14 protein-coding genes are annotated in these 13,758 nt (G+C 53.4%); 2 read left to right on the top strand and 12 right to left on the bottom strand.

Translation table 11 applies throughout. From position 1 onward, the window contains the following. Positions 1-74: 74 nt before the first annotated feature. Entirely contained in the window at positions 75-875 is an 801-nt protein-coding gene (locus ACFVSO_RS16495; protein WP_387475447.1) for an FkbM family methyltransferase, read from the top strand. A 70-nt stretch (positions 876-945) separates the two neighbouring features. On the opposite strand, the gene ACFVSO_RS16490 is transcribed toward ACFVSO_RS16495, so the two are convergent. From ACFVSO_RS16490 to ACFVSO_RS16450, 9 genes are all read right to left on the bottom strand, one after another. Next, on the bottom strand, positions 946-1,875 hold the full coding sequence (locus ACFVSO_RS16490) for a glycosyltransferase family protein (RefSeq protein ID WP_387475445.1): 930 nt from the start codon (positions 1,873-1,875) through the stop codon (positions 946-948). Positions 1,876-1,894: 19 nt separating this feature from the next. After that, positions 1,895-2,608, bottom strand: a complete 714-nt coding sequence (locus ACFVSO_RS16485; protein WP_387475443.1) for a DapH/DapD/GlmU-related protein — start codon at positions 2,606-2,608, stop codon at positions 1,895-1,897. 7 nt (positions 2,609-2,615) lie between these two features. Continuing rightward, complete coding sequence (locus ACFVSO_RS16480) at positions 2,616-3,719, bottom strand: DegT/DnrJ/EryC1/StrS family aminotransferase (RefSeq protein WP_387475441.1); 1,104 nt, start codon at positions 3,717-3,719, stop codon at positions 2,616-2,618. After that, positions 3,716-4,792 carry a Gfo/Idh/MocA family protein gene (locus tag ACFVSO_RS16475; protein WP_387475439.1) on the bottom strand — a complete coding sequence of 359 codons (1,077 nt, stop codon included), beginning with the start codon at positions 4,790-4,792 and terminating at the stop codon, positions 3,716-3,718. Before ACFVSO_RS16475 ends, ACFVSO_RS16480 begins: the two co-directional genes overlap by 4 nt. 105 nt (positions 4,793-4,897) lie before the next feature. Beyond that, positions 4,898-5,767, bottom strand: a complete 870-nt coding sequence (locus tag ACFVSO_RS16470) for a sugar nucleotide-binding protein (protein ID WP_387475437.1) — start codon at positions 5,765-5,767, stop codon at positions 4,898-4,900. Positions 5,768-5,793: 26 nt separating this feature from the next. Next, complete coding sequence (locus ACFVSO_RS16465) at positions 5,794-6,480, bottom strand: glycosyltransferase (protein ID WP_387475435.1); 687 nt, start codon at positions 6,478-6,480, stop codon at positions 5,794-5,796. Between the two features lie 2 nt (positions 6,481-6,482). Continuing rightward, positions 6,483-7,466, bottom strand: coding sequence for a polysaccharide biosynthesis protein (locus ACFVSO_RS16460; RefSeq protein WP_387475433.1), 984 nt, complete (start codon positions 7,464-7,466; stop codon positions 6,483-6,485). A 54-nt stretch (positions 7,467-7,520) separates the two neighbouring features. After that, entirely contained in the window at positions 7,521-8,831 is a 1,311-nt protein-coding gene (locus tag ACFVSO_RS16455) for a nucleotide sugar dehydrogenase (RefSeq protein ID WP_387475431.1), read from the bottom strand. A gap of 149 nt (positions 8,832-8,980) precedes the next feature. Further along, entirely contained in the window at positions 8,981-9,727 is a 747-nt protein-coding gene (locus ACFVSO_RS16450; RefSeq protein WP_387475429.1) for a YhcN/YlaJ family sporulation lipoprotein, read from the bottom strand. 167 nt (positions 9,728-9,894) lie between these two features. Between ACFVSO_RS16450 and ACFVSO_RS16445 the strand changes: the two genes are divergently transcribed. Continuing rightward, positions 9,895-10,914: a ketoacyl-ACP synthase III gene (locus ACFVSO_RS16445; protein WP_387475427.1), complete on the top strand. Its 1,020-nt coding sequence runs from the start codon at positions 9,895-9,897 to the stop codon at positions 10,912-10,914. A gap of 48 nt (positions 10,915-10,962) precedes the next feature. On the opposite strand, the gene ACFVSO_RS16440 is transcribed toward ACFVSO_RS16445, so the two are convergent. The 3 genes from ACFVSO_RS16440 to ACFVSO_RS16430 form a co-directional block, all read right to left on the bottom strand. Then, positions 10,963-11,691 carry a GT-D fold domain-containing glycosyltransferase gene (locus tag ACFVSO_RS16440; RefSeq protein WP_387475425.1) on the bottom strand — a complete coding sequence of 243 codons (729 nt, stop codon included), beginning with the start codon at positions 11,689-11,691 and terminating at the stop codon, positions 10,963-10,965. Positions 11,692-11,806: 115 nt separating this feature from the next. Next, positions 11,807-12,934, bottom strand: coding sequence for a glycine oxidase ThiO (gene thiO, locus ACFVSO_RS16435; protein WP_387475423.1), 1,128 nt, complete (start codon positions 12,932-12,934; stop codon positions 11,807-11,809). Further along, entirely contained in the window at positions 12,934-13,758 is an 825-nt protein-coding gene (locus tag ACFVSO_RS16430) for a thiazole synthase (protein WP_387475421.1), read from the bottom strand. The genes thiO and ACFVSO_RS16430 overlap by 1 nt, the downstream gene beginning before the upstream one ends.

Raw genomic sequence — 13,758 nt, 5'->3', positions numbered from 1 at the left:
GAGAAAGTTGAATATGGTAATAGAAGCGCTGCATGAAATAGATGCAGAATTTGTCGTACAGGAGGAGAATGTTTGTGCATAAACTCATTATACCGGGAACCAATCATCCCATTTATGTCAATCCGAGAGACTTGAAGGGTGCAAGCCTTATGCGCTACAAGGGTATGACGCAGCCGCGCATTGTCCATTGGTGGAGAACGATGACGCAGAAGTTTGGTCCTAGTCTCGTCATTGACGCTGGTGTCAATTACGGAGAGATTGTCCTCTCGACCGCTTACGACAGCCAAGCATCCGTTACCGTCATTGATGCCAACGAAGTGCTTCGCCCTTACCTTACGAGATCCATTGAGGAGCATCCGAACGGGAGCCAGTTCCGCATCGTCAACGCCATTGCATCCGACCAGCTTCAGTCCTCCGTCACGTTCTACGTTGATAAGGTGCGCTCCGGCAATTCATCGGCTTTCCATCTGGGCGAGCGGGCTTTCCGCGAAATTACCATTCCGAGCGTAACCGTCGACAGCCTGTTCGATGATCGGACCATAAAGGACGACACGCTCCTGTTCAAGCTTGATGTAGAAGGCTACGAATGGAACGTCCTGCGCGGCATGAGCCGTATCCTCAAGGAAACCAAAGAAGTTGCGGGCATCATTGAATTCAATATGAGTTATATGGAGAAAAAAGGCGTCGACCTGCGCTCGTTCGTATCGTTTCTATCCGAGAACTTCCTGCTCTTCGCGCCTGGCAACAAGGGCGCGCTAACGGAAATTAAAGCGCCCTATTATGAATCAGCGCTTCAATACTTCGCGCGAGACAAAGACTGCAATGACTTGATCCTCCTGACCAACCTAGACCAGCTTGCCAAGCTGAAGAGCTGACAAGTTGACGTATAGGCAAAGGGCCGCTCCTCCCTGGCAGATTTCTGCCGGAGAAGCGGCCCTCTTCCCGTTACAACATCGCTTTGATCATGCTGATGAACTCCTCCGCGCGCCTATCATTCGTATGGTTCTCATGAATAAAAGAATAACCCGCATCCGTCAGACGCTGCCTCTCCTCCGTCTCACTCGCATAATGGAGCGCCTTGCCCAGCAAATTGCCTCTGTCACAGGCGATGTAATTGGCTCCGTCCCGGAAGCCGAGCTCTTCAATATCAGGATTAGGCTCCGCCAGCATAAGCGAACGGCAGCCCGGAATTTCAAAAAACTTGGCGACCGGAATTTGCAGCACGCTGCCGCATGTGAAGGACATGAGAGAGCGGTTCAGCGCGGCGGCATACGCCTCCTTCACGAACAAGCCTGGCCGGTCTGGGGTCCGATGCCCGGGATGCTTGAAATGCGTAAACCCTTCTATTCCGTTCATCTTCTTCAAGACGGCATGACGGAACGGATACTTGTTGTCCATCAGTCCCATCAAGGAATATTTGATATCCTTCTCCAGCCCGTAATCCCGGATCAGCTCAGGGTTGACGCCGAACGGAAGCCAGCGGAACCGTGGAGCGCATTCCGGGAATACCTTCAGGAAGGGAGATTTGCTAGCGGAGAAAATCAGGTCGGGACGAGCGGTTTCGTGGAAATAGTTATTCCGTTTTTCTGGCTCGAAGTGAACGTCGAGCACATAGCAGCCCTTCAAGATGTTGACTTTATCCAGATTCGTAATATGAGGCGCAAACGCGTTGCGCCATTCAAAATCATAGTGAAAAATAAAATCCGGCTCAAAATCGATTTTGGCGAGAATGTCGAGAATATTCCCGTCCTTCGTCCAATACCGAACCTCGGCGACCCTTTCGATTGCCGATAACATATCAAATTTATGCTGATGCTTGGGCATCGCTTCCGCAAACCGCTTGACCAGCATTAATATTTTCAACGGCCTCTCCACGGATCAGCCTCCTTGTCGACTATTGATTCTCAAGCCATTGCTCTGGAGGCACATCCCGCAATCTGCGTGCCGGCACTCCCGCCACGATGGTCCGCGGCGGAACATCCCGAGTCACGACGCTTCCCGCTGCCGCGACGCCCTCTTCATGGATCGTCCTGCCCGGCAGTATGGTGGCATTCGCCCCGACCCGGCCTCCTCGCTTGATGATGACGCCCCGAAATTGACCGAAGCGCTGCTGCGAACGGGCGAGATAATTATCATTCGTCGTCGTCACGAACGGAGCAATAAAGACATCATCCTCCAGCAAGGAAAATGCGCATAAATAGCTGTTCGTCTCCAGCTTGCAATTGGCGCCGATGCTGCAGTCATTCTCAATCGCGGCACCACGGCCGATGATTGTAGCTGCCCCGACCGCCACGCGCTCCCGGACAGTCGCGTAATCCGCAACGAACACATCACTCCCTAGCCGCGCTCCTCGGTATATAACCGCTCCTGTGCCGATCGTACAGCCCTCTTCGATGACAGCTGGCGCAAGCGTTACAGCGGTTGATGTGGTCGCAGAGTTTTTGGCTTTCATGGGCAGCTTGCCGATAACAGCATGATCATGAATCCGGACATTCGAACCGATCACGCTTTCGTCATGAACAACAGCATGATGGCCGATGACCACGTTCTTCCCGAACGTCACTCCTTCGCCGATAACCACATGCATGCCTAGCGTAACAGCGTCCATTCCGTCCTCACCCCTTTGCGTAGCGCTTCAATTTGTCGATTATATAGCGCTGCTGCTCTCTCGTCAGATGAGGCGAGATCGGCAGTGCAAAGGACTGCTCGCAGACAGCCTCTGTCACCGGCAAGTCACCGCGCTTATACCCCAGATGCCTCAGCGCCTGCTGCAGATGCTGCGGACACGGATAATAATGGCCCGTCGAGATGCCGTGTCGTTTCAATTCCATCGTGAGCCGCTCCCGATCCTTGTATAGCGTCACGTACAAATGAAAGACATGGCTGCTGTCACCGGAAGCGTAAGGAAGCAAGAGCGGAAGTCCTTGCAAATGCTCGTTGTAGTAATCCGCTGCGGCTCTCCTTCTATCGTTCCATTCCTTCAGCTTTGCCAGCTTCACGCGTATCGACGCCGCTTGCAGCGGATCGAGGCGGCTGTTGTAGCCGGCAATTTCATGAAAATACTTGCGACGGCTGCCATGATGGCATAACAGCCGGATATGGTCCGCTACACCCTCATTATTGGTCACGACAATGCCGCCGTCGCCGTAGCCCCCCAGGTTTTTGGTGGGAAAAAAAGAAATGCAGCCGATATCTCCAATGGAACCGATTGCCCTTCCCTTGTAAGTGGACCCTATCGCCTGGCAAGCGTCTTCAATGATAAGCAGATTATGCCTCTCTGCAATATCCTGCAAGGCGTCCATATCGGCTGGCTGGCCAAAAATATGGACCGGCATGATCGCCTTGGTCCTCGGCGTCACCTTGGCCTCCACCGCTTCCGGACTAATATTGAATGTACGCGGGTCGATGTCTGCGAATACCGGTAACGCCCCTTGGCGAACAATCGCCTCCGCCGTCGCAAAAAACGTAAATGAAGTCGTAATGACTTCGTCACCCGGACCGATTCCCGCCGCTTCCAAGGCAAGCGTCAGCGCATCCGTACCGTTCGCCACAGAGATCGCAAATCGCACTCCCGTAAACGCAGCAATCTCACGCTCCAGCGCTTCTACCTCAGGGCCTCCGATGTAAATGCCGCTGTCGAGCACCCTTCGCATAGCCGCTTCGAGTTCATCCTTCACTTCTATATATTGCGCCCGCAAGTCGATTAACGGAATAATCATAGGCCACTCTCCTGATCCTGCCGCTGAGACTGGCCGCCGCTTGTCTCCGTCGGCAGTTGCACAACTTCGCTTGCAGTTAAAGAGCTATAAATCGCCAGCACCACTTCCAGCGCATGCATCGTCTGCTCCGCCGAGACGGACGGCTGTCTCTTCTCCCTCATGCTTTCGAGTATTTCCCGATATAGCGGGGTGTGGGATATGCCATGATCCGTCATGATCGTAGCCTCCGTTAGCGCTTCATCTCCATAAAAAGACCATACTTTCCGCTGATTCAAATTCGCGCCTTCGATCACCGCACTCCCCTTATCGCCGAATAGGCTGATCGAAGTGCCCAGCGTTCGCGGAGCAATAATCGTCGAAGCTTCAATCAAGCCGATTGCCCCGCTTCGGAACCTCAGCACGACGGCTCCCGCATTTTCCACCCCAATAGGATCGCCATAGGTGCCAGCTTGCGCGTATACGGACTTCACCGGACCCATCAGCCAGAGAAGAAGATCAATATAGTGAATGCATTGATTCATGAACAATCCCCCGCCAAGCTCTCGCGATTCGCGCCAAGGGCTGCTGCGGTAATAGCCTAGATCCCGCTTCCAACGCATGGAGACAACACCGTGACTCAGCTTGCCGAATTTCCCCATGCGTTCGGCGTGCTTCATCTCTTCCATCAGGGGCAAATACCTTGCCTGGAAGCAGACAGCCGCCACAAGCTTCCGTTCTCTCGCCGCATCGGCAATCGCCGAAGCTTCCTCTAGCGACAGAGCCAGCGGCTTTTCGACCAATACATGCTTGCCGGCTTTCAGGGCCGCCATGGCCAGCCTTCCGTGGGAATCACTGCTTGTGGCAATGACGACAAGATCGATAGTTTCAAGCTCCAGCACTTCGCTTACCGAAGTATATGCTGCGACTGCCGGAAATAGGGGCCGGACTATATCATTTGCGAAACGCTCCACTCTCTCTTGCTGCAGATCGCATACGACGACAAGCTCCGCTTCGCCGCCCAGCTCGGCGATCGACGCGACATGCTTCTCCGCAATGCCCCCGCAGCCTATGATCGCGATTCGCCATACTTCCATACGGATTCTCCTTCCGCTTTCCTTGCTGCCAGTTCTCTCTCATCTTTACTTAGCAGTATATGATTGCCTTGCGAGAATGATATGGACGCTTGCGATCGTTATTTCTCAAGACTTGCGGTTCGGCAGATCATAGTGAGGATACAGATGACGATGCTCCCCCATCCAGTGCGCAAGCTCCTCCAGCATTGCGGGATAATCCGCAGCCGCATAGACAATGTCCTCTCTTGTGTTCAACAAGCTTTTGTCATAATGCAGCTTGCTGCAAGGAGTAATCGATATTCCTCTGCGGAACACGGCGTTCATGATCTGCAGCAGCCTGTGCTTCGACAGCTTTTTATGACCGGTCAAATGCACAAGTCCGTCTAGCGGCTGATTCAAGGTCCAGCCAATAAACTTCGCCAATTCCAGCGTGGTCACGCCGTTCCAGAATACACGGCTATACCCTTGCACCGGACCGTTCTCCCGAAGAAACCAATGCATCAGCCCGATTCCATCTGCCTTCAATTCCGGCCCGATAATGGATGTTCGAATCGTCAAATGATTCGGCCGGATGACTTCCCCCAAGCTTTTGCTCTTGGCATAAGCTGTCGCTCCATCTGCTGTCCTTGATTCCTCATAAGGCCCCGATATGCCGGAAAATACGCAATCCGTACTAATATGGAACAGCCGAAAACCTAACTCGTCCCCATAATCGGCAAGCCTGTGCGGGAGCAGGCTGTTGATTTCAACCGCTTCCCGTAGCCGAAGCTTCGCATCTTCATTTAGCAAGCCGGCCGCATTAATGACCGCATCCGGCTTATGCTGCTTCAGCATAAGTCCCAGACGCTTCTCATCCCTGAGATCGAGGCGCGTATAAGGCGCGGGCGCAGCTCCTGTCCGCTGGGTTGCGATGACCTCGCAGCCGTTGCGGGACAACCATAGCGTCAGCAGATGCCCCGCCATGCCTTTGCCACCGAGTACTACGACTTTTTTCACGTTTCGCTCCCCCTCGCTTATTGGAATCATACCTTGAACAGACTGAGCAATGCGTCGACCTGCGAAGGCTCGATCAGCTCCGATGACTTGACCTTGAAGCGGAGCAGCTCATTGGACTGATGAATGACCACCACGTAGTTACGGCCGCCCAGCAGCTCATACTTATAGTTGATGGCGTCGTTATGCGTCTTTACGGCATATCGTTTTCCTGCCAAATAATCCTGTGTGTTGTAAAGGAAGGCAAAGAAAGAAGGAGATCGATACGTTACCGTAGCCATGCGGTGCGATGTGCAGTCATACAAGTAGCCGTGCTGAGTAATAATGACTTCTGTCGTGCTCTTGGCTGCATAAGCCCTCAGTCGCTCTACATAATCCAGGCTGAACATATTGTCGGAGTCAGTGCGGGCGACGTAAGCACGCTCCGAACCCTGGATGGCTTCGCCTACACGGGCACCCCGCTCGGAGATAGGCACAAATTGAATGTGGGAAGGCAGCGGCGGATAAGGCTGCAGCGCTTTGTGGATCAGAGCCTCCGTCCCGTCCATAAAATAAATAAAGGCATGAAAGCTGGTATCCGATTGGCCGATAAAGCTTCTGACGGTGTAGTCCATCGTAAGCTTCATCCGATAATCAATCCAATCCTGCTTGTAGATGTTGTCGCTAAAATATATGCTGTTGAAGTGTACTTCGATAACAATAGCTGGATGATTCAAGGCTAATATCCTCCCTTTTGCAGCAATTGAATGATTTCCTGCTTGGACATTAAAGAGTCATTAGAGCTGTAACCGCGGAATCCGACCTTCGGCAGAGCACGGTACTTGTCCATTAGACGGCGGGAAGGATGGGGAGGCAGGATGACATAATATTGCCGGTCAAAGCGATACGCGCTTTCGGATTCGTAAGGAGATACCAGCTCCTCATGCAGCTTCTCACCCGGGCGGATGCCAACCTCCTTCATGCCCAGATGCGGCACGCCATGCTTCTCCTGCAAGGCACTCGCCAAATCAGTGATCCGGCAGGCATTCATCTTCATGACATAGATTTCGCCGCCAACCGCTTCCGTCGCCGCCTTGATCAGCAGCTCGATCGCATCGGACACCGTGAGCAGGAAGCGGGTCATCAAGACGGAGGTGATCGGAAACGTTCGCTGCTGCTTGATCATATCGAGGAAGAAGGGCACGACGCTGCCGCGCGTCCCAAGCACATTCCCCCCTCTGACGCACGCATACCTCGTCGTTTCACTGCGGGTGTCCGCATTCAAGATCAGCCGCTCGCCCAGCAGCTTCGTCATGCCGTAGAAGTTGACGGGATTGACCGCCTTATCCGTTGATACATCGATGACCTTCTTCACGCCCGTCTCTTGACTGGCGCGTATGACATTCTCCGTACCTTTGACATTCGTGTTCAGCGCTTCCTCCGGCTGATTCTCGCAGATCGTCACATGCTTCAAGGCAGCGAGATGGAAGATGTAATCCACATTGGCACATGCGCTGCGCACCGCCTCATAATCTCTCACATCGCCAATTCGGTAGGTAACCTCCGGCGCATGCTCATACTCTCTCGCCATTAGCACCTGATTGAATTCACCTCTGGAGAATATGCGGATTTCCTTGGGTTGCAGAGCAAGCAGCCGCTTCGTCAGCTCCCTGCCCCACGAGCCCGTTCCCCCTGTTATCAAAATGATCGAATTATTGAACATATCGCCGCCCTCCTTATTCACATCGATGTACGCATCACCCAGAAAGCAAGCAGCTTAGCCTGTTCCGACCCCTAACCGCAGTACTTTAGCTTTGCCGCTTTTCCCTTGGGTTGAATTGCGTGTATCGTAAATCAAGTTGGCATGCTCCAGCATAAGATCAATCGGCATGCCGCTATGGTTAGTCGCAATGACGACGGCATCCATATTCGCAAGCAGTTGCTGATCCAGCTTGACGCTTGTCAGCACGCCATCTCCCAGAGATAGCTTGGAAATATATGGATCATGGTAATAGACCTTAGCGCCTTCCAGACGAAGCAGCTTCATCAAATCGATGGAAGCCGATTCGCGGTAATCCGCGATATCCGGTTTGTATGCCGCGCCATAGACGAGGATGCTGGAGCTAGGCAGCGACTTCGGCGACAAGACGCTCTTAAGCTGCTGCGTCACGTAGAGAGGCATTTTATGATTGATTGCGTTGGACATGCTGATGAACTCGGAGTTCATATCATATTGCTTCACTTTCCACAACAAGTAGGATGGGTCAACCGGGATACAATGTCCGCCGATGCCCGGCCCCGGATAGAATGGCGTAAAGCCGAAGGGCTTCGTTCCCGCCGCGTCAATCACCTCCCAGATGTCCAGATTCAATCTGTCGCATATCATAGCCATTTCATTCATGAAGGAGATATTGACAAGCCGGTACGCATTCTCCAAAATCTTGGCCATTTCCGCTGCATCCGTCGTGGAGACCGGGTGAACCTTCGGAAATATTCCGCTGTACAATTCTTTGACCTTCGCCAGGCAAAGAGGTGTCGTACCGCTGACGATCTTCGGGATACGTTCCAGCGGGAATTGCTTATTGCCCGGATCGACGCGCTCAGGCGAATAGGCGACGAAAAAATCCTCCCCCGCCTTGAGGCCCGACTTGCCGAGCAGCGGAAGCAATACTTCCCTTGTCGTGCCGGGGTACGTAGAGCTTTCCAGTACAACAAGCTGCCCCTTCTTCAGCCGGAGGCCAATCTGGGTCGCCGCTTCCGTCAGATAGCTCAAATCCGGTGTTCCGTATTCGGTAAGCGGCGTCGGCACACAGACAATAATCGCCTCGGCCGCTTGTATCGCGCTATGCTGGCTCGTTGCCAGGAATCGCTGGGTTTTCACCGCAGACTGAATGCTCTCGTCAGGAATTTCATGAATATAGCTTTTGCCTTTGTGCAGCAACTCAATTTTATTGGCATCCAGGTCGATGCCCAGCACACGGAATCCCTTCTTTACAAAGAGCAGCGCCAACGGAAGCCCCACGTAGCCAAGTCCGATAATCGCCACCGTTTTTTGGTCGTTACCTTCTGCCCATTGCTGTTCCATCATTCCTTCTCTCGCCTTCTTTCCAGCCGTTGTAAAATCGCTAGATTACTATATGACGAGATGCACACGCTGGAATGGACGATTGTTTCCCCACGTGCAAAAAGGCCGACCTGCCTATTCGGCGGGTCAGCCTTTTCTCCCTGCTGTCTTTCTTAATCAAGGAGTCTGTATTTTCTTGATACGCTTGTTGTTTTCAAGATGCCGCGATCTGTCGTTAGCGGCTTGACGACCGGGAATACACGCTCCACAAGTCCATTGAACTCCATAATATAGTTTTGTACCGGATAGCCCATCTCATCGTCTTTCCGATAAGCAGCCATTCTACCTACAAATTCAGGGTTGGCGGATACATAGACGTGTACGATGGTTGGTCTCAGTTCCTTTACGATACTGGCGATTTGAGCCTTCAGCTCTTCTGTAAGCTTATCTTCCCCTGTAGACAGGCTGCTCATACGCTTGCCTGCTTGCGCACCGTCCTTGCTGAACAAACCGATGTGCGTCCGGCCGAGGTCTTGGCTTTGCGATTGCATGGTCAAGCCGCCGCCATCCAGCGATACAGCAACATACGCATTATCATCGGCCAGCATGACGGAGGATGATTGGACCGCGTCGATTTCGGTTAACTTATCAGCGATGGCCCGGCTCATTTCGATGCGGTAATTTTTATGAGAACCGACGAGATTATTGCTTCTTAACTGTCTTCCGTTCACCCGGTTGCGCTCATTCATGCCATCATCGGCAAAGCGCTTGTCTTTGAGCAAAGAACCGCTTGAATCGTATCGGATAGAATTCTGCCGGATATTTTTGTTGCCCAAGTCGCCTTGAAACTCCATTCCGCAGCCGCCAAGCATAGCGCTAAGCACAACGCCAGCCGTCAGCGTCATCATTTTTTTTCGCATTGGCCAACCTCCCGTTCCTTAAATCCATTAGCCTTATTCAGACTTGGCTATAGCGTTTGTCAATCCGCCTGCGGCTATACGCCCGTTGACAATTGGCAACAGAGCGACTATATTGTTAGTATCAAGTATTAGTATCTGGTACTAATTTTGGCGAAAGAGGTGTTCATATGTCTTCCTTTTCACACCATAACGATCAACCCTTTGTGTCCAACAGCGTTATTACCGCGATTGGCACTTATGTACCCGAGCGCAAGCTGACGAATGACGATCTTGCCGCTATGGTCGACACCAACGACGAATGGATCGTGCAGCGGACCGGCATTAAGGAACGGCGCATTGCTGAGGAGAACGAGTTTACTTCTGACCTCATTGCCAGAGCTATTGACAATATGTTGGATCGATACGGCTCTGATCTGAGTGACGTTGATTATATTATTGCGGCGACTTCCACGCCTGACACGATCTTCCCGAGCATGGCGGCATCGATCCAAGCCAAATATCATATCCGGCAAAGCGGCTCCATCGATATTCAAGCCGCTTGCGCAGGCTTCACGGCTGCCTTGCAGCTCGCGAACGGACTGCTGCTGTCAGGCCTGTACCGGAAGGTGCTTGTCCTTGCCGCGGATGCTTTGACCAAAATTACGGACTACACCGACCGTACCACATGCATCTTGTTCGGCGACGGCGCAGGCGCAGTCCTGATGGAGCGCGCGAAGGACGGCAACGGGGCTTTGCTGGGTGCATACTCTGACACGGAGGGAGAAGGCGGTAAGCATGTATATTTGAGCAACCTGTCTCCTTCCATCGGCGACTTTCCCATTCAGACTCAGGGGAAGCTTGTTCAGAACGGCAGGGAAGTCTATCGCTGGGCAGTAAGCCGCGTATCCGAAGGGATCCGCGCATTGCTGCAGCAATGCGGCCTGCAGCCGGGAGACATCGACTGGTTCGTGCCGCATAATGCCAATCAGCGGATCATTGATGCTTTATGCGAGAGAGTCGGATTTCGCGAAGAACAGGCTTTGTCCAGCATCGCCAAGTATGGCAATACATCGGCGGCATCTATCCCGCTCGCTCTTGATGATGCGGTGCGGGACGGCAGAGTGAAAGCCGGACACACGCTCCTGCTTCACGGCTTCGGTGGCGGTCTCACGCAGGCCGGCGTCGTGCTTCGCTGGCAGTTGCCGTAATCAAATAGAGGATGGCTCGCATGCTTGAAGCGCGGGCCATCCTCTTCGCTATATTTTGACAGATGAAATGATTTGCGAGCCGATACCGAAGTCCACACCAATCTTGCCGATCCGTTTCTTGATCTGATGGGCCAGTATGACGGCATTAATGCCGCAAGAGCATAATACGATATCGTATTCATCCTTACGCTGCTCCAAGATGTCTAGCGTGTCTGCCATCATTTCATTGCGCTCAAACGGTAGCGTGAAGGGCACTTGCAAATGATAGGGCGGGCGTATAAGCCGCTGCTTCGTCCCGCCGGCCCATCTGGACACGAGCGCAACCCGGCTGTTCTGCTCATGCAGCATTTCCCAGAACGGCTTATGGTAGATCAGCTCTCTGTTCACGATTGCATTGCAGACCGCCTGCGGCATAAGCTCAAAGTGGTCGAAAATCCGGTTCGTGAGTACTCGCTTATGATTGGGATGGGCACGGATCACCTTGTCGTTTTTGGCCAGAATGCCGACGATATCCGCTTCCCGTATCGCTTCCACCAGCTGGTCCCGAACCGGAATATTGGGGAAGCGCACACCCTTCCTTCCTTTATTCGCCTCTTTCACCCAAAGCTGGCCAAGGGTCTGCTCCATCGTATACACAGAGTCCTGCGACAACACAAAGTTTTCTCCATCCCCAATGCGAACGAGACAATACGGGGTTTTATCTATCAATGCCGTCTTCAGGCGCTCCACGATTTCATCTTTGCTCAGAAGATCCTCATCTGGAATATCGGAAATCATATCATACCTCCACGATCCATAAGTTAAAGACTCTCATCCCCTAGTATATGGTTCTTCCTCGCGGAGGTTTGGACATCCGTCCTGTACCTGCAAAGATAAAACATCCTGGCAAGCGTTATACGGCTCGCAGGGCTGTGAATCGATTCGGCGAAAACGGCGCGATCAGCGATGTATCTCCCCTTCCGTCCAGCAGATCGCAAGCAAGCATAGCTGTCACGGGGCTAAGCAGAATGCCATTGCGATAGTGCCCTGCTGCCATAATGGCGGAGGGTTTGCCCTCGACGCTACCGATCAGCGGCATTCCATCCATCGTTGCAGGCCGGAGACCAGCCCAACGATGCGCCGTTTCTTTGTCTGCCAGTCTAGGCAGCCAGCGCTCGCTTGCCCTAATCAGTCTCTGGATGCCTCTATCCGTAACTGACGAATTGAATCCGGCTACATCCTCAGAAGCGCCGCAAACGATCCGGCCCACCGGCTTGTTCACCCAATAAGCTTGGCTGGAGAAGATCATATGGCGCAAATCATCGGGCACACTCTCATAGGAGCAGATTTGCCCGCGAATGGGATGAATCGGAATAGAGATGTCCAGCCAGCGCGCAAGCGCGCCTGACCAGGCTCCGGTGCAGATGACGATCCGATCGGCGCTTATCTGGGGTAATCCGGTCAGCCCCACCGTTACGCCGGATTCATGGAACGCTAATTCGGTCAGCTCTCCCGCTTGATCCCACAGCTTCACGCCAAGCTTGCGGCATGCCGTCTCCAGCGCCGCTACGAGACTGGGCGCGTAGATGTGGCTCTCTTCCGGACAATAGAGGGCAGCCGCAATATCATGCGACAGCCCCGGTTCCAGATTCCGCAGCGCCTCTCCCTCGACCAGCTCCGCCTTTGCTCCCCATGCATTATGCCAGCGTATTCGGGATTGCAGAGGAAGCAGATCCGCTTCATGGCGGTAGACGTTCAAGCTGCCGCTTCTGATCCAATCGGTTGTCATGCCGGAGAGTTCTTCTACCTTCTTAATCCAAGGCTCATATAGGTTCAAGCTCTGCAGGCATAACCGGAAGAAGGCATCCGGCTGGTCCGTATTCTCCGAATAGGGAGCCAGCATGCCAGCCGCTGCTCCTGACGCTTGGCCTCCGAATGTCCCGCTTTCCACCACACTGACCTCGTAGCCTCTAAGTGCCGCCTCCATTGCGCAAGACAAGCCGATTATTCCGCCGCCAAGCATCATAACTGATTGCGGCATTAATAGCCCTCCCCCTTATGACTCCATGGAGAATGCTGAAATAGCGTACCGGCAGGATCACTGCTTGCCGATGCATATTTCTTCTTCGGTATTCTGCCCGCTTCGTTGGCCAGCCTCCCCGCCTCAATCGCCATAGCGAAGGCCTGCGCCATCTTGACCGGGTCCTTCGCTTTGGCAACAGGCGTGTTCGCCAGTATAGCCGAAGCGCCCAGCTCCATCGCTTCCGCCGCATCCTTGGGCGATCCGATGCCTGCGTCTACTATAATCGGCACCTTTGCATTTTCAATAATCAATTCCAGGTTATACGGATTAAGCAAGCCAAGTCCTGTGCCAATAGGCGAAGCACCCGGCATCACCGCCGCAGCCCCCGCCTCTTCAAGCCGCTTGCATAGGATGGGATCATCCGACGTATAGGGCAGGGCAACAAATCCTTCATTAGCTAATATATCCGTGGCTTTCAGCGTCTCAATCGGATCAGGCAGAAGGGTCACCGGACTGCCGCTAATCTCGATTTTGATCCAATTGCCAAGACCTGCAGCGCGTGCCAGCCTCGCTATTCGTACCGCTTCCTCCGCCGTGCTCGCGCCGGATGTATTAGGCAAGTAGTGAAGCCTTCTCTCCCCCAGATGCTGAAGGATCGAGTCATCCTCATAGCTGTCCAGATCTACCCGCCGCACCGCAAACGTGATCACTTCCGCTCCTGATGCTTCCAATGCCTGCTGCATGACAGCCGGGCTCGGGAATCGGCCTGTACCGAGGAAAAATCGTGAACGTAGCTCCTTTCCTCCAAGACGGAAGACAGCCGTATCGTAACCTGCCAACAT

Source organism: Paenibacillus sp. NPDC057967, from assembly GCF_042887015.1.
GTDB lineage: Bacteria > Bacillota > Bacilli > Paenibacillales > Paenibacillaceae > Pristimantibacillus.
Note: the sequence above shows the minus strand (reverse complement) of the source record. Positions and strands in the feature narration are given on the sequence as shown.

Coding starts and splice junctions, on each gene's coding strand:
- ACFVSO_RS16485 (WP_387475443.1), bottom strand. CDS start 2,608: ATGGACGCTGTTACGCTAGGCATGCATGTGGTTATCGGCGAAGGAGTG.
- ACFVSO_RS16480 (WP_387475441.1), bottom strand. CDS start 3,719: ATGATTATTCCGTTAATCGACTTGCGGGCGCAATATATAGAAGTGAAG.
- ACFVSO_RS16475 (WP_387475439.1), bottom strand. CDS start 4,792: ATGGAAGTATGGCGAATCGCGATCATAGGCTGCGGGGGCATTGCGGAG.
- ACFVSO_RS16460 (WP_387475433.1), bottom strand. CDS start 7,466: ATGTTCAATAATTCGATCATTTTGATAACAGGGGGAACGGGCTCGTGG.
- ACFVSO_RS16455 (WP_387475431.1), bottom strand. CDS start 8,831: ATGATGGAACAGCAATGGGCAGAAGGTAACGACCAAAAAACGGTGGCG.
- ACFVSO_RS16450 (WP_387475429.1), bottom strand. CDS start 9,727: ATGCGAAAAAAAATGATGACGCTGACGGCTGGCGTTGTGCTTAGCGCT.
- ACFVSO_RS16445 (WP_387475427.1), top strand. CDS start 9,895: ATGTCTTCCTTTTCACACCATAACGATCAACCCTTTGTGTCCAACAGC.
- ACFVSO_RS16440 (WP_387475425.1), bottom strand. CDS start 11,691: ATGATTTCCGATATTCCAGATGAGGATCTTCTGAGCAAAGATGAAATC.
- thiO (WP_387475423.1), bottom strand. CDS start 12,934: ATGCCGCAATCAGTTATGATGCTTGGCGGCGGAATAATCGGCTTGTCT.
- ACFVSO_RS16430 (WP_387475421.1), bottom strand. CDS start 13,758: ATGTTGGCAGGTTACGATACGGCTGTCTTCCGTCTTGGAGGAAAGGAG.